Below are 20,186 nucleotides of genomic sequence, written 5' to 3' on the forward strand. Positions count from 1 at the left end.
ATGCCGCCTCCGCGGGAAGAATAATGACGGCGGTCATACGAACCTCACCGCGAGAAGGGCCGCGATCACGAGCACGCCGCCGCCGAGCATGGACAGCGCGTAGGACCGGACGAAGCCGGTCTGCAGCCGTCTCAGCCGTCCGGAGCTGCCGCCGAGCAGCGCGGCCGTGCCGTTGACGACGCCGTCCACGCCCCGGTTGTCGAGGAAGACCAGTGCACGCGTGAGCCAGGTGCCGGGCCGCGCGATGACGGCCTCGTTGATGGCGTTGGCGTAGAGGTCGCGGCGGGCGGCGCGCACCGGCAGCGACACCCGCTCGGGCCGCTCCACCGGGGTACGGCGGTTGGTGGCCACCGCGATCAGCACGCCGATCAACGAGATGCCGACGACCAGGAACGGGGTGAGGCTGTGCGGCACCGCAGCCGCCTCGCGCTCGACGAGCTCGCCGACCGAGGGGGCCAGCCACTCGTCCAGGACGTGCCCGTTGTAGAGCAGGAAGCCGGAGAACACCGAGCCGAAGGCCAGCACGATCATCGGGACCGTCATGGACGCGGGCGACTCGTGGGGGTGGTACTCCTGCCCGTCCGCGGTCTTCAGGTCCTTCCAGCGCTTCTCGCCGAAGAACGTCATCAGCATCAGCCGGGTCATGTAGAAGGCGGTGAGCCCGGCCGCGAGCAGGGCCGCACCGCCGAACACCCAGCCCTGCCAGCCCGGCGAGTCGAACGCCGCGGCGATGATCTCGTCCTTGGAGAAGTAGCCGGCGAAGAACGGGAAGCCGATCAGCGCCAGGTACCCGAGCCCGAACGTGACGAACGTGATCGGCAGGTGCCGCGCCAGCCCGCCGTAGCGGCGCATGTCGACCTCGTCGTGCATCGCGTGCATCACCGAGCCCGCCCCGAGGAACAGCCCGGCCTTGAAGAAGCCGTGCGTGAGCAGGTGGAAGATGCCCAGCGCGTACCCGGCCGGGCCGAGCCCGACGGCCAGGATCATGTACCCGATCTGGCTGACGGTGGAGTAGGCGAGCACCTTCTTGATGTCGTCGTAGGCGCAGCCGATGATCGCGCCGATCAGCAGCGTGACCACACCGACGAGCGCGACGACCAGCCGTCCGGTCTCGGTCAGGTTGTAGATCGGGCTCGCCCGCGCGATCAGGTAGACCCCCGCGGTGACCATCGTGGCCGCGTGGATCAACGCGGAGACCGGGGTGGGGCCCTCCATCGCGTCCGGCAGCCAGGACTGCAGCGGGAACTGGCCGGACTTGCCGCACGCCCCGAGCAGCAGCAGCACCGTGATCGCGATGATCACGCCCTGGTCGAGCTGCCCGATGGTCGCGAAGACCTCCGTGTACTGCAGCGTGCCCAGCTGCGTCCAGAGGATGAAGATCGCGATGGCCAGCCCGACGTCACCGACTCGGTTCATCAGGAACGCCTTCTTGGCGGCCGTGGCCGCGGACGGGCGGTCCTGGTAGAAGCCGATCAGCAGGTACGACGCGAGACCGACGCCCTCCCAGCCCAGGTAGAGCATCACGAAGTTGTTGCCCAGCACCAGCAGCAGCATCGCCGCGACGAACAGGTTGAGCTGCGCGAAGAACCGGCGGCGGCCGGGATCGTGGCTCATGTAGCCGATCGAGTAGATGTGGATCAGCGATCCGACACCGGTGATGAGCAACACGAACGTCAGCGACAGCGGATCGAGCCGCAGCCCGAAGTCGATGTTCAGGCCGGCGACGGCGATCCAGTCGTACAGCGACAGCTCGCGGGTGCGCTCCGAGGCCGGCAGCGCCACCGTCTCCAGGAAGATCGCGAGACCGACACCGAACGACGCGAGCACGGTGAGCACGCCGAGCCAGTGGCCCCACGCGTTCGCCCGCCTGCCCGCGACGAACAGGATGAGCGCACCGGCGGCGGGCAGCACGAACAGCAGCCACGCCGCCGAAGCGACGCCGGTGACGGCTCCGACCTCGGGCAACTCCGTCATGGGGTCACCTCACGTGGGGGGACAGGGCTGGGCACGGGGAGCACTCCAGTGGTGGGCATCGCAGGTCCGGGGGAACTCAGTACTTGAGCAGGTTCGCGTCGTCGATCGACGAGCTCCGCCGGGAGCGGAAGATCGACATGATGATGGCGAGGCCGACGACGACCTCGCAGGCGGCGACGACCATCACGAACAGGGCCATGACCTGCCCGTCCAGGTCACCGTTGATCCGCGAGAACGTGACCAGGGTCAGGTTCACCGCGTTGAGCATCAGTTCGATGCACATGAACACGACGACGGCGTTGCGCCGCACGAGCACGCCGACCGCGCCGATCGAGAACAGCAGCGCGGAGAGCAGCAGGTAGTAGGTGGGGCTCACTGGTCGTCCCGCTTCCCGGCCTCGTCGTCGGCGTCGCCCGGGGAGCCGCCGGTCAGGGCGTGGGCGTCGGGGTCGTACTGCTCGATCTCCCGCAGGGGCGTGGACTCGATGATCTCGGCGAGCGACTCGGGTGCGATCGACCCGTCGGGCAGCAGCGCAGGCACGGCCACCGAGTTGGCCGTGGCGTAGACGCCGGGGCCCGGCAGCGGCGAGATCCGCGCGTGCTCGCCCCGCAGGCGGGCGACCACGGTGGCGCGCTGGCCCCGCTTGTCCTGCCCGCCCGACTGGGCCAGCGCGAACACCAGCGCGCCCAGGGCGGCGGTCATCAGCAGCGCCGCGGTCAGCTCGAACGCGAACACGTAGTCGGTGAAGATCAGATCGCCGAGGCCGGTGACGTTGCTGCCGCTACCCGCGCCACCCGCGGCCAGGCCGACCGGCTCGACCGAGTCGAACGCGCGGGCGAGCCCGCCCACCAGCAGCGCGGCGAGGGCGACGCCGAGCACCATGCCGGCCGTCCGCTGCCCGCGCAGCACCTCGACGACCGAGTCCGAGCTGTCGCGCCCGACCAGCATCAGCACGAACAGGAACAGCATCATCACCGCGCCGGTGTAGACGATGATCTGGGCGAACCCCAGGAACGGCGCCGACTGGACGATGTAGAACACCGCCAGGCAGGACATCGTGAGCACCAGCATCAGCGCCGAGTGCACCGCGTTGCGGGCGAAGATCACGCCGAGCGCCCCGGCCAGCGCGACCGGGGCCAGGATCCAGAAGACCACGGCCTCCCCGGTGGTGACCGCACCGGCCGCGGCCTGCGCGAGAGCGTTCATCGGACCTCCTCCCCGACCGGGTCGGTCTCCGGGTTCTGCCGCGCCAGCGTCGGGCCCTGCACGTAGTAGTCCTGCTCGTTCTCACCGAGACGCATGGGGTGCGGGGGCTGCTCCATGCCCGGCAGCAGCGGCGCCATGAGCTGCTCCTTGGTGTAGATCAGGTTCTGCCGGTCGTCGTCGGCCATCTCGTAGAAGTTGGTCATCGTGAGCGACCGCGTGGGGCAGGCCTCGATGCACAGGCCGCAGCCGATGCACCGCAGGTAGTTGATCTGGTAGATCGCTCCGTAGCGCTCACCCGGGGAGTAGCGCTCCTCCTCGGTGTTGTCCCCACCCTCGACGTAGATCGCGTCGGCCGGGCAGGCCCAGGCGCACAGCTCGCAGCCGACGCACTTCTCCAGCCCGTCCGGATGCCGGTTGAGCTGGTGTCGGCCGTGGTAGCGGGGGGCGGCGGGCGGGAAGTTCTCCGGGTACTCCTCGGTGACGACGCGTTTGAACATCGTCGAGAAGGTGACGCCGAAGCCCTTGAAGAACTCGAACATCTACTCGGCCTCCTTCGGGTCGGATCCGGTGAGGGCCGGTTCGGGCCGGTCATCGGCACGGGGCCGCAGCTTGTGTCTCGACGGCGTCGGCACGGCGAGGTCGAGCGGCGGCACCGGGTAGGTGGAGGCGAGCTCCACCACCTGGTCGGGTTCGGACCGCTCGGGAACCAGGAACGCGATGATCAGCACGACGGCGAGGACGATGCCCACGGTGACCAGGATGGCGCTGAGGTCGCCCTGGCTGTTGCGGAACACCCGGATCGCGAAGATCACGACGATCCACATCAGGCTGGCCGGGACCAGGACCTTCCAGCCCAGCTGCATGAACTGGTCGTACCGCAGCCGGGGCAGCGTGCCGCGCAGCCAGATGAACAGGAACAGGAACAGCGACATCTTGATCAGGAACGCGACGGCCATCAGCCAGCCGTTGCCGTTGAGGAACGACAGCGGCCACGGCCACATCCCACCGCCCAGGAACAGCGTGGTGGCCATCGCCGAGACCGTGACCATGTTGACGTACTCGGCGAGGAAGAACAGCGCGAACTTCAGCGACGAGTACTCGGTGTGGAACCCGCCGACCAGCTCGGACTCGGCCTCGGGCAGGTCGAACGGCGCCCGGTTGGTCTCCCCGACCATCGAGATCACGAACACCACGAAGCTGGGGATGAGCAGCCACGCGAACCAGCCGGTGGCCTGGGACGCCACGATGTCCGCGGTGGACAGCGACCCGGCGTAGAGGATGACCGCGACGATCGAGAGCCCGAGCGCGATCTCGTAGGAGATCACCTGGGCCGCCGAGCGCAGCGCGGCGAGCAGCGGGTACGGCGAGCCGGAGGCCCAGCCGCCCAGCACGATCCCGTACACCCCGATCGACGCACAGGCCAGCACGACCAGCACCCCGACCGGCAGGTCGACGAGCTGCAGGACCGTGGGCTCCCCGAAGATGACGACCTCGCCGCCGAACGGGATCACCGAGAACGCGACGAAGGCGGGGATCGTGGAGATGACCGGCGCGATGAAGTAGACCTTCTTGTCGGCCATCACCGGCATGATGTCTTCCTTGAACGCGAGCTTGAGCCCGTCGGCCAAGGACTGGAGCCATCCGCCCGGCCCGGTCCGGTTGGGACCGGGACGCTGCTGCATCCGGCCCACCACCTTGCGCTCGGCGTTGATCATGACGAGCGTCAGGACCACGCCGACCGCGAACAGTGCCACGACCTTGATCAGGATCAGCCACAGCGGGTCGTCGGCCAGCAGCTGCTGCGTGCGGGTCAGGCCCTCCACGGGCTCGGGCGCCTGCGCCAGCAGGGTCATCGCCGCCTCCGCGGGACTCGGTACGTCAGCGGGCGAGCTCACGCGGTCACCTCCACCAGGTCGCCGTGCCCGGCGCCGAGCAGCGCGCGGACGCGGGAGTCACCGGAGTTGCCCGGGAGCCACACGACGCCGTCGGGCAGGTCGGCGCACGCGACCGGCAACGTGATCGCGCCGCGGGGCGTGCGGACGGTGGCCTGCTCCCCCTCGACGAGGCCGAGCCGCTCCGCGGTCGCCGGGTTGACCCGCGCCAGCGCGGGCCGGGCGGTGCCCGCGAGTGCGGGCTCGTCGACGGCCAGGCTGGCGTGGTCGATCAGCTGGCGCCAGGTGGCCAGCACCGCCTGCCCCGGCGAGCTGGGCCGGCTCGGGGAGCCCGCCGCGACGGTGGGCGCGGCCGGGGCGGCGCCGGAACGCGGGCCGAGGCGCTCGAGCTCCCCCGCGGCGGCCGCGGGCGTCTGGGTGAACAGGTCGGCGTCCATCTCCACCGCGAGCGTGTCGAGCACGCGACAGTCCGGCAGCACCCCGGAGGCGTCCAGCGCCGGGCCGAACGCGCGGCGCCTGCCCTCCCAGTTGAGGTAGCTGCCCGCGCGCTGCGCGTCGGGCGCCACCGGGAGCACGACGTCGGCCAGCTCGGTGACCGCGGAGGTGTGCAGCTCCAGGCTGACCAGGAACCCGACCTCGCGCAGCGCCGTGATCGCGGCGGCCGGGTCGGCCAGGTCGTAGGGGTCCAGGCCGCCGACGACCAGCGCGGCGAGCTCCCCGTCGGCCGCGGCCGCGAGGATCTCGTCGGTGTCGCGACCCGGCGTCGACGGCAGGGTGCCCGCCGCGAGGCCCCACACACCCTCGACCTCGGCGCGCGCGGCGGCGTCGGTGACCGGGCGGCCGCCGGGCAGCAGGTTCGGCACGGCGCCCGCGTCGAGCGCACCGCGGTCGCCCGCCCGCCGCGGGACCCAGCCGACGGCGGACCCGGTGCGGGCGGCCAGCATCGACACCGCCGAGTACAGGCCCGGGACCTCGGCGGCGCGCTCGCCGACCAGGATCACCCCGCCCCCGGTGAGCGCCTCGACGACGGGCGCGGGCAGGTCGGCCAGCACCGCGGCCTCCGCGCCGGGGACGGCCGGGATGAGGTTGTCCTTCGCCGCCGGGGCGGCGGCCCCCGTCGACCGCGAGGTGCGCTCGACGGCGGGGGTGGTCCACTGCCCGAGGTGGAAGACCTGCTGGCCGTGCTTGCGGGCGGCCTTGCGCAGCCGGAGGAAGACGATCGGCGCCTCCTCCTCCGGCTCCAGCGCCACGCACAGCACCGCGGGCGCGGCCTCCAGGCGCGTGTAGCTCAGCGTCTCCGGGCCCTGGCCGACGACGTGGGCGGCCAGGAAGTCCAGCTCCTCGGCCGAGTGCGGGCGGGCGCGGAAGTCGACGTCGTTGGTGCCCGCGGCGACGCGGGCGAACTTGGCGTAGGAGTAGGCGTCCTCGACGGTCAGCCGGCCCCCGGCCAGCACGCCGATCCCGCCCGTCCGCGCGGCGGTGAGGCCCTGCGCGGCGACGGCGAGCGCCTCGGTCCAGGACGTCTCGGCGAGCACGCCGTCGGCGCCGCGGACCATGGGGCGGGTGATCCGCCCGGCCGAGGACAGGTAGCGGAACGCGAACCGGGCCCGGTCGTCGAGCCACTCCTCGTTGACCTCGGGATCGTTGCCGGCCAGCCGGCGCAGCACGGTGCCGCGGCGGGTGTCGACGCGGATCGCGGCACCACCGGAGTCGTGCTCGCTCACGCCGGGGGTGGACACCAGGTCGAACGGGCGCGACCGGAACCGGTAGGCCGCGCTGGTCAGCGCACCGACCGGGCAGATCTGGATCGTGTTGCCCGAGAAGTAGCTCTGGAACGGCTTGTCGTCGGCCACACCGACCTGCTGGTTGGATCCGCGCTCGAGCAGGTCGATGAACGGGTCGCCGCCGATCTCCTCGGAGAACCGGGTGCAGCGCTGGCACAGGATGCAGCGCTCGCGGTCGAGCAGCACCTGCGAGGAGATCGGGAGCGGCTTGGGGAAGGTCCGCTTGGACTCGACGAACCGGCTGTCGGTGCGCCCGTTGGTCATCGCCTGGTTCTGCAGCGGGCACTCGCCGCCCTTGTCGCAGATCGGGCAGTCCAGCGGGTGGTTGATCAGCAGCAGCTCCATGACGCCCTGCTGCGCCTTGTCCGCGACCGGGGAGGTGTGCTGGGTCCTGACGACCATGCCGTCGGCGACGGTCATCGTGCAGCTGGCCTGCGGCTTGGGCATCGGGCGCCCGCCCATCTCCACCTCGACCAGGCACTGGCGGCAGGCACCGGCCGGGTCGAGCAGCGGGTGGTCGCAGAAGCGGGGCACGATGATCCCGAGCCGCTCGCAGGTGCGGATGATCAGCTCGCCCTGTGGGGCGTCGATCACGCGGTCGTCGATGGTGAGCCGGACGTGCCCCTCGGGCACGGGTGTGGCCTCGGCGCCGGTGTCCTGGGTGAGCGTCACGCCCGGCCCCCCGTCATATCGATGGCTCGCACACAGGCTGCGGGGGTCGCACACAGGTTGCGCCCTGTGTGCCGACCCCGGGAGGTGTGTGCGAGCCGGGTGTTGTCGATCGTCATGCCATCGCTCCCGCGGGTTCCGCCGCCACCGGCTGGGCGGCGCAGAGATCGAGGAACTCCTGGCGGAAGTACTGGATGGCGCTGGTGATCGGGCTCGTGGCGCCGTCGCCCAGCGCGCAGAAGCTGCGGCCGAGGATGTTGTCGCAGATGTCGAGCATCGTGTCGACGTCCTCCGCCGTGCCCTCCCCGGCCACCATCCGCTCCAGGATCTGCACCAGCCAGTAGGTGCCCTCGCGGCACGGGGTGCACTTGCCGCAGGACTCGTGCTTGTAGAACTCGGTCCACTTCATGACCGCCCACGGCACCGAGACGGTCTCGTTGAAGACCTGCACCGCGGTGGTGCCCAGCATCGAGCCGGCCGCGGCGGCACCCTCGAAGTCCAGCGGGACGTCGAGGTGCTCGGCAGTGAACAACGGGGTGGACGAGCCCCCCGGTGTCCAGAACTTGAGCGGGACGCCGCCCTTCATCCCGCCGGCCAGCTCCAGGAGCTGGCGCAGCGTGATACCGAGCGGGGCTTCGTACTGGCCGGGCCGCTCGACGTGCCCGGACACCGAGTAGATCTTCGGGCCGGGGCTCTTCTCGGTGCCCATCGATCGGAACCACTCGGCCCCTCCCTGCACGATCGCGGGAACGCTGGCGATGGTCTCCACGTTGTTCACCACGGTGGGCGAGGCGTAGAGCCCGGACGTGGCCGGGAACGGGGGCTTGAGCCGCGGCTGGCCGCGGCGGCCCTCCAGCGAGTCCAGCAGGGCCGTCTCCTCGCCGCAGATGTAGGCCCCGGCGCCGGCGTGCACGACGATGTCGAGGTCGAAGCCCGAACCGATGACGTCGCGGCCGAGGTAGCCCTTCGCGTAGGCCTCGTCCACGGCCTTGCGCACGCGGCGGATGCAGTGCAGGGCCTCGCCGCGGATGTAGATCGCGCAGAAGTTCGCCCGGATCGCGAAGCTGGTGATGATGCAGCCCTCGATGAGCGAGTGCGGGTCGGCCATCATCGTCGGGATGTCCTTGCAGGTGCCCGGCTCGCCCTCGTCGGCGTTGATCACCAGGTACTTGGGCAGCGCCCCCGGGCCGGTGGGGCCCTGCGGGATGAAGCCCCACTTCATGCCCGTCGGGAAGCCCGCTCCGCCGCGCCCCCGCAGGCCGGAGTCCTTGACCAGCTGGACCAGCTGGTCGGGCTGGGCGGTCAGCGCGGTGCGCAGGGCCTGGTAGCCCTCCAGCCGCTCGTAGGTCTCGATGGACCAGGAGCGCGGGGACTGCCAGCGCCTGGTCAGCACCGGCGTCAGCAGATCGGTCATTTCTTCTCCGGCAGGCTCGGGAAGGGGGGCGGGGTGTCGGGCATCGGCGGGGCCACCCAGCCGCGGTCCGACGCCAGCGCCGCGCCGCGCATGGTCTCCACCGCGCCGGAGGCGCCCTCGACGGTGGCGTCGAGGTCGGTGAAGATCCCGGCCAGCTCCAGCGACACGGTCCGCAGGTCCGTGAGCGGCGCGCCCCGGGTGGGGTGCGGCTTCTCGCCGCGCTGCAGCGCGTCCACCAGTTTCTCGGCGGACTCCACGCTCTGGTTGTCGTAGAACTCGTAGTTCACCTGCAGCACCGGCGCGAGGTCGCACGCCGCGAGGCACTCCGCATGCTCGAGCGTGATCGAGCCGGGCGTGCCGGGCTCGCCCGCGGTGCCCTCGTGACCGACCCCGAGCTTGGTCCTGAGGCGGTCGTAGATGTCGTCGCCGCCGAGGACCGCGCAGAGCGTGTTGGTGCAGACGCTGACCAGGTGCTCGCCGCACGGGGTGCGCTTGTACATCGTGTAGAAGGTGGCCACCGCGGAGACCTCGGCGGTGGTCAGCTCCAGCGCCTCGGCGCAGTAGCGGATGCCGTCCTGGCTGACGTGGCCCTCCACGGACTGCACGAGGTGCAGCAGCGGCAGCAGCGCCGACCGCGACTGCGGGTACTTCGCGACGATCTCCTTCGTCCGCTGCCGGGTGAGCTCGTCGAACACCGGGGACACCGGCGACTGCACCTCCGGGCTCTCCCAGACGCGCTCCTCGGGGGCGGCCATCGGCCCGTTCATCTCCGGGTTGGGGATGCTCATCGGTCCACACCTCCCATGACGGGGTCGATCGACGCGACGGCCGCGATGACGTCGGCGACCATGCCGCCCTCGCTCATCGCGGGCATCGTCTGCAGGTTGACGAAGCTGGGGTCGCGCACGTGCACGCGCAGCGGGCGCGTGCCGCCGTCGGAGACCAGGTGGTAGCCCAGCTCGCCGCGCGGCGACTCGACCGCCGTGTACACCTGACCCGGTGGCACGTGGAAGCCCTCGGTGACCAGCTTGAAGTGGTGGATCAGCGACTCCATCGACTGGCCCATGATCTTGCGGACGTGCTCCAGGGTGTTGCCCATGCCGTCGGAGCCGAGGGAGAGCTGCGCGGGCCAGGCGACCTTGCGATCGGACACCATCACCGGGCCCGGCTCCGCCTTCGCCACCGCCTGCTCGACGATCCTGAGCGACTCGTGCATCTCCGCGACGCGCAGCCGGTAGCGCGCGTAGCTGTCGGCCTCGGTGGCCACCGGTACCTCGAAGTCGTACTCCTCGTAGCCGCAGTACGGCTCGACCTTGCGCAGGTCCCACGGCAGACCGGCGGCCCGCAGGATCGGTCCGGTGGCCCCGAGGGCGAGGCAACCGTCGAGCGGGAGGTAGCCGACGTTCTCCAGGCGCTGGCGCCAGATCGGCTGGCCGGTCAGCAACTTGTCGTAGTCGGGCAGCCGGGTGCGCATGAGGGCCACGAACTCGGTGACCTTGGCCTCCCACCCCTCGGGGAAGTCCTGGGCCAGGCCGCCGGGGCGGACGTAGGCGTGGTTCATCCGCAGCCCGGTCAGGAACTCCAGGAGGTGCAGCACCTCCTCGCGTTCGCGGAACCCGGCCGTCATGCCGGTGAGCGCGCCCAGCTCCATGCCGCCGGTGGCCAGCGCGACCAGATGCGAGCCGATCCGGTTGAGCTCCATCAGCAGCACGCGCCCGACGGTGGCGCGGCGCGGGACCTCGATGTCGAGCAGCTTCTCCACGGCCAGGCAGTAGCCGACCTCGTTGAAGATCGGCGCCAGGTAGTCCATGCGCGTCACGAACGTGACGCCCTGGGTCCAGGTGCGGTACTCGCAGTTCTTCTCGATGCCGGTGTGCAGGTAGCCGATCACCGAGCGGGCCTGGGTGACGGTCTCGCCCTCCAGTTCCAGCACCAGGCGCAGCACGCCGTGCGTGGAGGGGTGCTGCGGCCCCATGTTGATGACGATGCGGTCGTCGTGCTGCTCGTCGAGGAGGGTGTCCCAGTCGCCACCGGTGACGGTGTAGATCGGGCCCTCGGTCGTGATCCGCTCTTCGGCCGGAGTGGGGATGGTCATGTGTAGGACCTCCGCTCATCGATTCTCAGCAGGGATCTCCGCGCCAGGAAGCTGCTCACGAGTACGACCGCCGCTCATCGGGCGGAGGGATCTCCGCGCCCTTGTACTCCACCGGGATCCCGCCGAGCGGGTAGTCCTTGCGCTGGGGGTGGCCCTCCCAGTCGTCGGGCATGAGGATCCGGGTCAGCGCGGGGTGCCCGTCGAAGATCACGCCGAACATGTCCCAGCACTCGCGCTCGTGCCAGTCGGCCGTGGGGTAGACCTCGACGACGCTGGCGACGTGCGGGTGGTCCACGTCGAGCGCGACCTCCAGCCGGATCCGGCGGCGGTAGGTCATCGACGTCAGGTGGTAGACCACGTGCAGCCGCTGCTCGACCCCCTCGCCGTAGTCCACGCCGGAGACCGAGCTGCACAGCTCGAAACGCAGGCCCTCGTCGTCGCGCAGGGTCCGGCACAGGTCCAGGACCCGCTCGGGCTGCACGTACACCGTGATCTCGCCGCGGTCGATCGTGATCTGCTGCACGGCGCCGCGCGGGACGTCACGCTCGGCCAGTGCCTCGGCGAAGTCGTCGACGAACTCGTCGAACCAGCCGCCGAAGGGGCGCTCGGCCGGGGCCGGGGCGTAGCCGGGCAGGCGCAGGCCGCCGAAGCCCGAGGTGTCGCCGGTGCCGGAGACGCCGAACATGCCCTCGCGGGCACGCGCGGGAGGCGCCTGCCGAGTGCCGCCCTCGGGGGTCGCCCCGGTGCGGTCGATGTCGGCGCCCTCGGCGTCGTGGCGGGCCTGCTCGGGCTCGCCTCCGGCGGGGGCGGTGCCGCCCCCGGCGCGCTGCGCATCGCGGTCGGCGCCGCTCTGCTCGGCGGAGGACTGCGTGCCGCCCGTCGGCTCGGCACTCTCCTTGGAGGTGCCGGCGGTGTCGTCGGCCATCGTCACTCGCCTCCGGCGGTCAGGGTCGGGGCGGTCTTCGGGGCCGACTTCTTCGCCTTCGACGCGTACTTCTCCGACGACGGGATCATCGGCGTCCGGTGGCCGCTCTCGGCCAGCTCCGTGGCGCGCTTGGCGCCCAGCGGCTCGTCCATGATCTTGGCGTGGATCTTGAGGATCGCGTCCATCAGCATCTCCGGGCGCGGCGGGCAGCCCGGGAGGTACATGTCGACCGGCACGACGTGGTCGACGCCCTGCACGATCGCGTAGTTGTTGAACATGCCGCCGGAGCTGGCGCACACGCCCATCGCGAGCACCCAGCGGGGCTCGGGCATCTGGTCGTAGATCTGGCGCAGGACCGGGGCCATCTTGTTGCTCACCCGGCCCGCGACGATCATCAGGTCGGCCTGACGTGGAGAGGCCCGGAAGACCTCCATGCCGAAGCGCGCGAGGTCGTAGCGCGGGGCGCCGGTCGTCATCATCTCGATCGCGCAGCAGGCCAACCCGAAGGTGGCGGGCCACAGCGAGGACTTGCGGGTCCAGTTGACCAGCTTCTCGACGCTGGTCAGCAGGACGCCGCTGGGCAGGTTCTCTTCGAGTCCCATGTCAGTTCCACTCCAGTCCGCCGCGGCGCCATTCGTAGACGTAGGCGAACGCGATGGTGGCGATGTAGAGGACGATCGCGACCAGGCCGAACAGGCCGAGCTGGTCGGACACGACCGCGTAGGGGTAGAGGAACACCAGCTCGATGTCGAACAGGATGAACAGCATCGCGGTGAGGTAGTAGGCCACCGGCATCCGGCCGCCGCCCACCACCGGCTGCGGCGACGGCTCGATGCCGCACTCGTAGGCGTCGAGCTTGGCCCGGTTGTAGCGACGTGGGCCGATGTAGGGCGCGGAGACCACCGAGAACAGCGCGAACGCGCCGGCCAGGGCGAACATCAGCACCAGCGGCAGATACGGATCGAGCATCCCTCTTCGCACCCTCGCGTCGTCGGTGGATCAGCCTGCTGAATCGTGCCGGGCAGCCGCGACACTAGGTCGTGACCGACCTCCCGGCCGAAGCCAGGCCAGCCTTACCCAGACCACGCCGCCCAGGTCATCGCCGTGGCCGCCGGTTCCGACGCCCGCTGCGAGTGGTGGGTCCGCTGCGGTCCTGCGACTCCTTGTGAAGGATTTCACGAAGTCGAGGAGAGTGTAGGGCCACGGGCCCGCGGACGCGCGACGGCCACCCGCGGCCGTCGGCGGCCACGGGCGTCCTCGCCCGCCGTCCGCGCGACGGCAGGCCCCTCGCGCACCAGCCCGTGGCCCGCGCACCGACCCGTGGCCCGCGCACCGACCCGTGGCTCGCGCGCCGGCCCGTGGCTCGCGCGCTGTCGGCAGCGCGCAAGACGCAGCCGGGCGCGCGAAACCGCGGTCGCGGTCGCGGTCGCGGGTCAGGTGTAGGCGCGGCGGGCGCGGTGCAGGGCGACCGCGCCGAACGTGAGGTCGCGCCATCCGACCTGGCTCCAGCCCGCCTCACCGATGCGGCGGGCCAGCTCGGGCTGCGGGGACCAGTCGCGGATCGACTCCCCGAGGTAGCGGTAGGCCTCCGCATTGCTGGACACGCGCGCCGCGACCGCGGGCAGCACGTGCTCCAGACCCAGGTAGTAGGCCGTCCGGAACGGGGCCCAGGTGGGGCGGCCGAACTCGCAGACCACCATCCGGCCGCCCGGGCGCGTGACCCGCGCCAGCTCGCGGAGTGCCCGGTCGGTGTCGGCCACGTTGCGCAGGCCGAACGAGATCGTCACCGCGTCGAAGGCGGCGTCGCGGAACGGGAGGTGCAGCGCGTCGGCGGCGACCTTCGGCACGCCCCGGCCCTCCCCGGCCCGGAGCATGCCCAGGGAGAAGTCCGCGGCCACGCACCAGGCACCGGAACGCTCCAGCTCCACCGTGGACACCGCGGTCCCGGCCGCGAGGTCGAGCACCCGTTCGCCCGGCCGCAGGTCCAGCGCCTCGCGTGTGAGGCGGCGCCAGCGCCGGTCCTGGCCCCCGGTGAGCACGGTGTTCGTCACGTCGTAGCGCCGGGCCACGCCGTCGAACATCGCGGCGACGTCACGGGGGTCCTTGTCGAGGTCGGCGCGGCTCACGGGCCCGACGCTACCCGGCCGTCCCGGCCGCCGCGCCCGCGTGCGGGGTCGTGCTCGGCGGGCGCCGCCCACCCCGGTGCCCGGCACGACGGAGATCACCGGCTCGGAGCGGGCAGGGGTGCGCAGCAGCGTCGATCGGCGGCCGGGCACCCGGAGCGGCACGGACCGCGCCTACCGGCGCCCAACCGACGCTCATGACCCCCCGGGCCGGCACGGCCGAGCGCATGCGGGCCGCTACCCGGTCAGGGTGGCCAGCATCGAGTCCACCGAGGCGGGCCAGCCGAACTGCTCGGCACGGGTCCGGGCGGCCACCCGGCGCGCACCCTCGTCCGAGGCGAGCAGGGTGGTGACACCGGACGCGAACGCGGCGGGCGAGTCGGCGGCTGCGGCGCCGCAGGCCGGGGCCACGATCTCGGGCAGCGCCGACGACGCCGACACCACCACCGGGGTGCCGCTGGCCAGCGCCTCCAGCGCGGAGAGCCCGAACGTCTCGTGCGGGCCGGGGGCCAGCGACACGTCCGCCGACGCCAGCAGCCGGGCCAGCCGCGACCGGTCGGGCACGAAGCCCAGGAACGTCACCGGCAGCCCGGCGGCTCGCCGTTGCAGCATCGGGCGGCGCGGCCCGTCACCGGCCACGACCAGCCGCACCCGGTGACCGGCGGCGGCCAGCGCGGCCACCGTGTCGATGCTGCGTTCGGGGTGCTTCTCCGGGGAGAGGCGGCCGCAGTGCACGAGGAGCGCGTCGGCGTCGCCCGCGAGGCGGGTGCGCAGGTCGGGGTCGCGGTGGCGCGGCGAGAACGTGGCCAGGTCGACACCGAGGGGTACCTGCGCCACGTTGCCGGCGCCGATCCGCTCGAACTCGGCGCGGGCGAACGAGGTGGTGCAGACGACGGTGTCGTAGGCGGCGGCCATCCGCGCGTTCGCGGCGTCGGCGACTCGGCGGGCCGCGGCGTCGGGCAGCAGGAACTGCGACAGCAGGCGGTCGAGGCGCTCGTGGGAGATGACGACGGCGGGCACGCCGCGCCGGGCCGCCCACGCGCCCAGCCCGCGCAGCGTGAGCCGGTCCGACACCTCGATCGCGTCCGGCTCCAGGCCGCCCAGGAGCCGCTGCACCCGCCACGGGTCGACGGCGCGGTAGCCCCCGGTCCCGGGCAGTTCCGGGGCCGCGATCGTGACCCGGCGGATGCCGGTGTCGAGCAGCTCGTCGGCGGGGCGGCGGCCCGGTACCACGAGCACGACGTCGTGGCCGCGGGCGACGTACCCGGCGCCGAGGTGGTGCAGCGCGGTGCGCAGCCCGCCCGAGCGCGGGCCGTAGAAGTTCGCGAGCTGGACGATCCGCACGTCAGGCCGCGGCGCGCGGCGCCGGTTCGGTGATCGGCCCGGCGGGCGCGCCGATCACCTCGGCGTAGTGCGCGAGCAGCTCGTCGCCCACCGTGCTCCAGGTGCGGCGCAGCACCGACTTGCGGGCGGCCGCCCCGAAGTGTCGGCGCAGGTCGGGGTCGGTGAGGGCGGCCACGGCGGCGCGCAGCTGGTCGTCGGCCGAGACCGCGGAGGGGTGGCCCGCCTCGACGCCGTCGGGCCGCGGCGGCACGAGGTAACCGGTGCGGCCGGGGAGCACCAGGTCGCGGGGGCCGCCGGCGTCGGGCGCCACCACCGGCAGGCCGGACGCGAGGGCCTCCTGCACGGCCTGGCAGAACGTCTCCGACGGGCCGGTGTGCACGAACACGTCGAGCGAGGCGTAGATGCGGGCGAGCTCGTCGCCGCCGCGGAAGCCGAGGAACGCCGCGTCCGGCAGCGCCGCCCGCAGCCGCTCCTCGCTGGGCCCCGCCCCCACGAGCACCAGGCGGGTGCCGGGCAGGCCGTCCAACGCGGCCAGGCGCTCCACCTGCTTCTCCGGGGCGAGCCTGCCGACGAACCCGATCAGCAGCTCACCGTTGGGCGCGAGCTCGGCGCGCATCCCGGTGTCGCGCTTGGACGGGGTGAACCGGCAGGTGTCGACGCCGCGCGCCCACTGGTGCACCCGCGGCACCCCGCGTGCCCGCAGCGCCTCGGTGGCCCAGCTCGACGGCGCGAGCGTCCGGTCGGCCTGGCCGTGCAGCCGGCAGGTCCAGCGCCACGCCGCGCGTGCGGTGAGTCCGAGGCCGTAGGAGGAGGCGAAGCCCGCGACGTCGGTCTGGTAGATCGCGACGGTGGGCACGCCGAGGCGGCGTGCGGCGTGCAGGCCGCGGTAACCCATGACGAACGGTGCGGCCAGGTGCACGACGTCGGGGCGGAACCCGCGCAGCGCGGTGAGGATCCGGCGGCTCGGCACGCCGACCGGCATGGAGTTGACGACGGGCAGGTCCAGCGACGGCACCCGCACGACCGGTGCGCCTCGGTACTCCGCGGGACCGTCCGCGCCGGGGGCGATCACCAGGACGTCGTGCGCCGCCGCGGTGAGGTGCTCCACCACCCGCAGCACGGAGTTGGTGACGCCGTTGACGACGGGCAGGAAGCACTCGGACACGATCGCGACTCGCACGGGACCGAACCTCCACCACCCGCGGTCCGGGCTGCCGTCGTCGGTCTGTCGCCCGGCCGAACTCATGAACAACTCCCCGTGCCGGGTGCACAGTTGGCCCGGTGATGGGCGACACGTCACCCGGCGGTCGCGTCCCCGACACCGGGTACCCCGACTCTCGGTGCACATGACCGCCGACGTGCTCCTTCCCGCGGAGGCGCCGACATGACCGCCGACGTGCGCACCACCGCGCCGATCGTGGAGCCGGGGTTGCTCTCGCGCGCGCTCGAGGTGGCCGGACGGCTCGCCAACGACGCCGCCGAGGTGATCACGGCCACCGCGGGACGCGACCGGCAGGTTCCCCCGGGCGCCGGGCCCAAGGCCAACCCGTTCGACTGGGTGACCGACACCGACCGCACGCTGGAGCGGCACACCCGCCGCGTCCTGGCGGCGGAGTTCCCCTCGGTGCCGGTGCTCGGCGAGGAGTACGGCGCGGACGACGGTGTCACGCGGGCGCCGCTGCGCTGGGTCGTCGACCCGGTGGACGGCACCGCGAACTACGTGGCGGGGTTCCCGTGGTGCGCCTACAGCCTGGCGCTGGTGGACGCCCACGGCCCGGTCGTCGGCGTGATCGCCGACCCCAGCCGGGCGCAGATCTACGCCGCCGCCCGGGGGCGCGGGGTGCGCGCCAACGGCGTGCCGGTCCGGATCGCCCCGCGCCCGGTGGTCGGCGGGCTGGTGTGCAGCGAGCTGTCCCTGGAGCGCGCACCGGGCTTCACGCGGCAGGCCGTCGGCGCACACACCGGGGTGCGGGTGCTCGGTTCCGCGGCGCTCGCGATCACTCAGGTGGCGCTCGGGCACGCGGTCGCCGCGGTGCTCGACCACTACCGCGAGTGGGACGTCGCGGGGGCGCTGTGTCTGGCCACCGAGGCCGGTGCGGTGGTCGTCGGCGGCGACGGGCGACCCGATCCGCTGCCCGTCGGCGGGATGGTCGTCGCCGTCCCGGGGGCCCTCGACACCGTCCTCGGGTGGTGGCGCGGCGCCTGAGGCGCCTACTGTCGGGCGATCACCACCACCTCGGGGACCCGCGACGGCGCGGCGCTGGCCGTGCGGGCCACGCCGGTGCTGTTCGTGCTCATCTGGGCCACCGGGTTCGTCGTCGCCAAGTACGCCGCGCCGTACGCCGAGCCGCTGAGCTTCCTGTTGCTGCGCTACGCGGGCGTGGTGGTGCTGATGCTGGTGCTCGCGCTGCTCGCCGGGGCGCGGTGGCCGCGCGGGCGCGCCGTGCTGCACATCGCCGTCGCGGGGATCGGCATCCAGGCCGGCTATCTCGGCGGGGTGTGGACCGCCGTGTCCGCGGGGATGCCGGCCGGGGTGGCGGCGCTGGTCGTCAACCTCCAGCCCGTGCTCACGGCCGCGATCGGCGGCCTGCTCGGCGTGCGGCTCGGGCGGGTGCAGGTGCTCGGCCTGCTGCTCGGGTTCGCCGGGGTGGTGCTGGTCGTGTCGAGCAACCTCACGACCGACGGCATCACACCCGTCACGCTCGGGCTGACCACGACGGCCCTGCTGACGATCACCGCGGGCACGCTCTACCAGAAGCGGTTCTGCCCGCAGTTCGACCTGCGCACCGGGCAGGTCGTGCAGTTCGGCGCGTCGATACTGGTGACGCTGCCGTTCGCGCTGGTGTTCGAGTCGTTCCGGTTCGACTGGACGCCCCAGCTCGTCGGGGCGCTGGCCTGGTCGGTGCTGGTGCTCACCGGCGGCGGCATCTCGCTGCTGTTCCTCATGCTGCGCCGGGGCGCGGCCGCGCAGGTGACGAGCTACTTCTACCTCGTCCCCGGCATCACGGCGCTGCTCGCACTGGTGATGTTCGGCGAGACGCTGGGGCCGTTCGCGGTCGTGGGGATGGTGGTGGCGGTGCTCGGGGTGGCGCTCGCGACCCGTGCGGTCGCTCCGGACGCCCCGGGGACCGGGTCAACCGCAGGGGCCGAGGACCCCCGCGAGGGCCAGCAGCGCACGGTCCGCCCCGTGCCGGGCCACGACCTGCACGCCGACGGGCGCGCCGTCCGCGGTGAATCCCGCCGGGATGCTGAGGGCCGGATGCCCTGACAGGTTGAAGGACCAGGTCAGGGCGACGCTCATGTGGTCGCCGGGACCGTCGTGGCCGTGCGGTCCGCCGGGGGTGGTCGGGGTGAGCAGCAGGTCCGTCGTGGCGAACAGGGCTGCGAGGCTCCGGTCGTTGGCCGCCCGCAGCGCGGCGGCACCGGCCAGGTCCGCGGCCGGGGCGTGGGGGTCCCGCAGCGCGGTCCACGCCGGGGCGGGATCGGCGAGTCGCAGCCGTGCGGGCTGCACTCCGGGCATCAGGACCTCGGCCGCGTGCCGTGCGATCCCGACCACCTCCGGGTCGAGCTGATCGCCCGCGAAGCCGAGGTCGGGTGACCACGTCGCCGTGCGTGGCGGCGGGCAGGCCGGCAAGGGCCCGAGGACCACGCCTGCCCAACCCGCCAGGTCGCGGGCGTCCGCGACGAGCGGCCCGGCGCAGGCCAGGCCCGACGGGTCCCGGCCCGGACCGAGTCCGGCGGTCGGCTTGTAGCCGAGGATCCCGCACCATGCGGCCGGGATCCGGGTGGAGCCCGCGCCGTCGCTGCCGGTGGCCACCGGCACGATGCCCGCGGCCACCGCGGCCGCGGACCCCGCGGACGAACCGCCGGGCGAGAGGTCCGGCCGGTGCGGGTTGCGGGTCGGACCGCGGTCGGTGTGGCCCCAGGTCTGCGGTCCGGGGCCACGGGGCACTGCGGTGCGCCCGATCGGGATCGCCCCGGCCGCGCGGAGCCTCCGCAGCTCGACGGCGTCGCCGCGGCCCTTGACCGCGATCGGCACCCCGGCCCACACAGGGGCCGGGTGACCGCACGCCAGCCGCGCGTCGAGCGTGCGCGCCGCCGCGAGCGCGTCGTCGGTGCTCACCTCGACGAACGCGCGCAGCGAGCCGTCCGCCTCGTGGAGGCGCCGCAGCGCGTCGACGACGACCTGCTCGGCGCTCGTCCGGCCGTCCGCCACGGCCCGACCGATGTCGCAGGCGCTCAGCGGCGGCGACGCAGCCACAGCGCCAGCGGGCCGAGCAGCACCCAGGTGCAGGCGACGCCGACCAGCAGCGGCGCCGCCCCGCCGACGGTGCTGCGGCCCGCCACCCGGACCAGCTCGGGATCGGAGGCGCTGTACTCGACCTGCACCAGCTGCCCGGGGTCGACGCCGCGCGGGTGGAACACGCCGTTCTCGGGCACCACGGTCTGACCGTTGTCCATGGTGAAACGCACGAGCGTGCGGAAGAACGTGGACCCGTCGAGCACCTCGGCCCGGGCGGTGGCCAGGTCGTCGTCGATGGCGGCGTCGTCGATGGCCGAGCCCGCCAGCGCCAGCCCCGCGAGCACCGTGACCAGCACCGCGAGACCGAGGACGAGCTCCGGGAGCCGCCTGCGCAGCACCGCGGCGGCGGGCCGGACCGCGGCGGCGACCTCGTCGAACGCGCGCGTCCCGGTGCTCACGGACGCCGAGTCTAGACCGGATGTGGTCAGCACCTCCCGGGGCGGACGAGCACTGCGGG

The 20,186-nt window shown here is 72.9% G+C and carries 18 protein-coding genes and 1 pseudogene; 2 read left to right on the forward strand and 17 right to left on the reverse strand.

Going from position 1 to position 20,186, the window contains the following annotated elements:
* Positions 1-33 precede the first annotated feature (33 nt).
* The 15 genes from nuoL to Q1K26_RS01795 all read right to left on the reverse strand — a co-directional run bounded on the left by nuoL (position 34) and on the right by Q1K26_RS01795 (position 16,606).
* Complete coding sequence (nuoL, locus tag Q1K26_RS01725) at positions 34-1,974, reverse strand: NADH-quinone oxidoreductase subunit L (protein WP_300007338.1); 1,941 nt, start codon at positions 1,972-1,974, stop codon at positions 34-36.
* A 76-nt stretch (positions 1,975-2,050) separates the two neighbouring features.
* A complete protein-coding gene (gene nuoK / locus Q1K26_RS01730; RefSeq protein ID WP_300007340.1) occupies positions 2,051-2,350 on the reverse strand; it encodes an NADH-quinone oxidoreductase subunit NuoK in 300 nt (99 codons plus the stop codon).
* Positions 2,347-3,180, reverse strand: coding sequence for an NADH-quinone oxidoreductase subunit J (locus tag Q1K26_RS01735; protein WP_300007341.1), 834 nt, complete (start codon positions 3,178-3,180; stop codon positions 2,347-2,349). Before Q1K26_RS01735 ends, nuoK begins: the two co-directional genes overlap by 4 nt.
* The gene (nuoI, locus tag Q1K26_RS01740; RefSeq protein WP_300007342.1) at positions 3,177-3,719 is read right to left on the reverse strand and encodes an NADH-quinone oxidoreductase subunit NuoI; all 543 of its coding nucleotides are present in this window, start codon (positions 3,717-3,719) and stop codon (positions 3,177-3,179) included. The genes Q1K26_RS01735 and nuoI overlap by 4 nt, the downstream gene beginning before the upstream one ends.
* Complete coding sequence (nuoH, locus tag Q1K26_RS01745; RefSeq protein WP_300007367.1) at positions 3,720-4,994, reverse strand: NADH-quinone oxidoreductase subunit NuoH; 1,275 nt, start codon at positions 4,992-4,994, stop codon at positions 3,720-3,722.
* A gap of 77 nt (positions 4,995-5,071) precedes the next feature.
* Complete coding sequence (locus tag Q1K26_RS01750) at positions 5,072-7,528, reverse strand: NADH-quinone oxidoreductase subunit G (RefSeq protein ID WP_300007343.1); 2,457 nt, start codon at positions 7,526-7,528, stop codon at positions 5,072-5,074.
* A 112-nt stretch (positions 7,529-7,640) separates the two neighbouring features.
* The gene (gene nuoF, locus Q1K26_RS01755; RefSeq protein WP_300007344.1) at positions 7,641-8,939 is read right to left on the reverse strand and encodes an NADH-quinone oxidoreductase subunit NuoF; all 1,299 of its coding nucleotides are present in this window, start codon (positions 8,937-8,939) and stop codon (positions 7,641-7,643) included.
* Positions 8,936-9,727 (reverse strand): NADH-quinone oxidoreductase subunit NuoE, encoded by a 792-nt coding sequence (gene nuoE / locus Q1K26_RS01760; protein WP_300007345.1) that lies wholly within the window; start codon positions 9,725-9,727, stop codon positions 8,936-8,938. The genes nuoF and nuoE overlap by 4 nt, the downstream gene beginning before the upstream one ends.
* Positions 9,724-11,034, reverse strand: a complete 1,311-nt coding sequence (locus Q1K26_RS01765; RefSeq protein WP_300007346.1) for an NADH-quinone oxidoreductase subunit D — start codon at positions 11,032-11,034, stop codon at positions 9,724-9,726. The genes nuoE and Q1K26_RS01765 overlap by 4 nt, the downstream gene beginning before the upstream one ends.
* A 55-nt stretch (positions 11,035-11,089) precedes the next feature.
* Positions 11,090-11,959, reverse strand: a complete 870-nt coding sequence (locus Q1K26_RS01770) for an NADH-quinone oxidoreductase subunit C (RefSeq protein ID WP_300007347.1) — start codon at positions 11,957-11,959, stop codon at positions 11,090-11,092.
* 2 nt (positions 11,960-11,961) lie between these two features.
* Positions 11,962-12,561, reverse strand: coding sequence for an NADH-quinone oxidoreductase subunit B (locus Q1K26_RS01775; protein ID WP_300007348.1), 600 nt, complete (start codon positions 12,559-12,561; stop codon positions 11,962-11,964).
* 1 nt (position 12,562) lies between these two features.
* Entirely contained in the window at positions 12,563-12,928 is a 366-nt protein-coding gene (locus Q1K26_RS01780; protein WP_300007349.1) for an NADH-quinone oxidoreductase subunit A, read from the reverse strand.
* 464 nt (positions 12,929-13,392) lie between these two features.
* The gene (locus Q1K26_RS01785) at positions 13,393-14,085 is read right to left on the reverse strand and encodes a demethylmenaquinone methyltransferase (protein ID WP_300007350.1); all 693 of its coding nucleotides are present in this window, start codon (positions 14,083-14,085) and stop codon (positions 13,393-13,395) included.
* 234 nt (positions 14,086-14,319) lie between these two features.
* A complete protein-coding gene (locus Q1K26_RS01790; protein WP_300007351.1) occupies positions 14,320-15,426 on the reverse strand; it encodes a glycosyltransferase in 1,107 nt (368 codons plus the stop codon).
* A 1-nt stretch (position 15,427) separates the two neighbouring features.
* On the reverse strand, positions 15,428-16,606 hold the full coding sequence (locus tag Q1K26_RS01795) for a glycosyltransferase family 1 protein (protein ID WP_300007352.1): 1,179 nt from the start codon (positions 16,604-16,606) through the stop codon (positions 15,428-15,430).
* A 204-nt stretch (positions 16,607-16,810) separates the two neighbouring features.
* On the opposite strand from Q1K26_RS01795, the gene Q1K26_RS01800 reads away from it, so the two are divergent.
* Positions 16,811-17,632, forward strand: a complete 822-nt coding sequence (locus Q1K26_RS01800; protein ID WP_300007353.1) for an inositol monophosphatase — start codon at positions 16,811-16,813, stop codon at positions 17,630-17,632.
* Between the two features lie 84 nt (positions 17,633-17,716).
* Positions 17,717-18,514, forward strand: a pseudogene (locus Q1K26_RS01805) (DMT family transporter); the annotation flags it as partial.
* Between the two features lie 45 nt (positions 18,515-18,559).
* On the opposite strand, the gene Q1K26_RS01810 reads toward Q1K26_RS01805, so the two are convergent.
* On the reverse strand, positions 18,560-19,687 hold the full coding sequence (locus Q1K26_RS01810) for an amidase family protein (RefSeq protein WP_300007354.1): 1,128 nt from the start codon (positions 19,685-19,687) through the stop codon (positions 18,560-18,562).
* Complete coding sequence (locus Q1K26_RS01815; protein WP_300007355.1) at positions 19,666-20,127, reverse strand: DUF3592 domain-containing protein; 462 nt, start codon at positions 20,125-20,127, stop codon at positions 19,666-19,668. Before Q1K26_RS01815 ends, Q1K26_RS01810 begins: the two co-directional genes overlap by 22 nt.
* Positions 20,128-20,186 lie beyond the last annotated feature (59 nt).

The organism is Pseudonocardia sp. (genome assembly GCF_029263155.1).
Taxonomy (GTDB): Bacteria; Actinomycetota; Actinomycetes; order Mycobacteriales; family Pseudonocardiaceae; genus Pseudonocardia.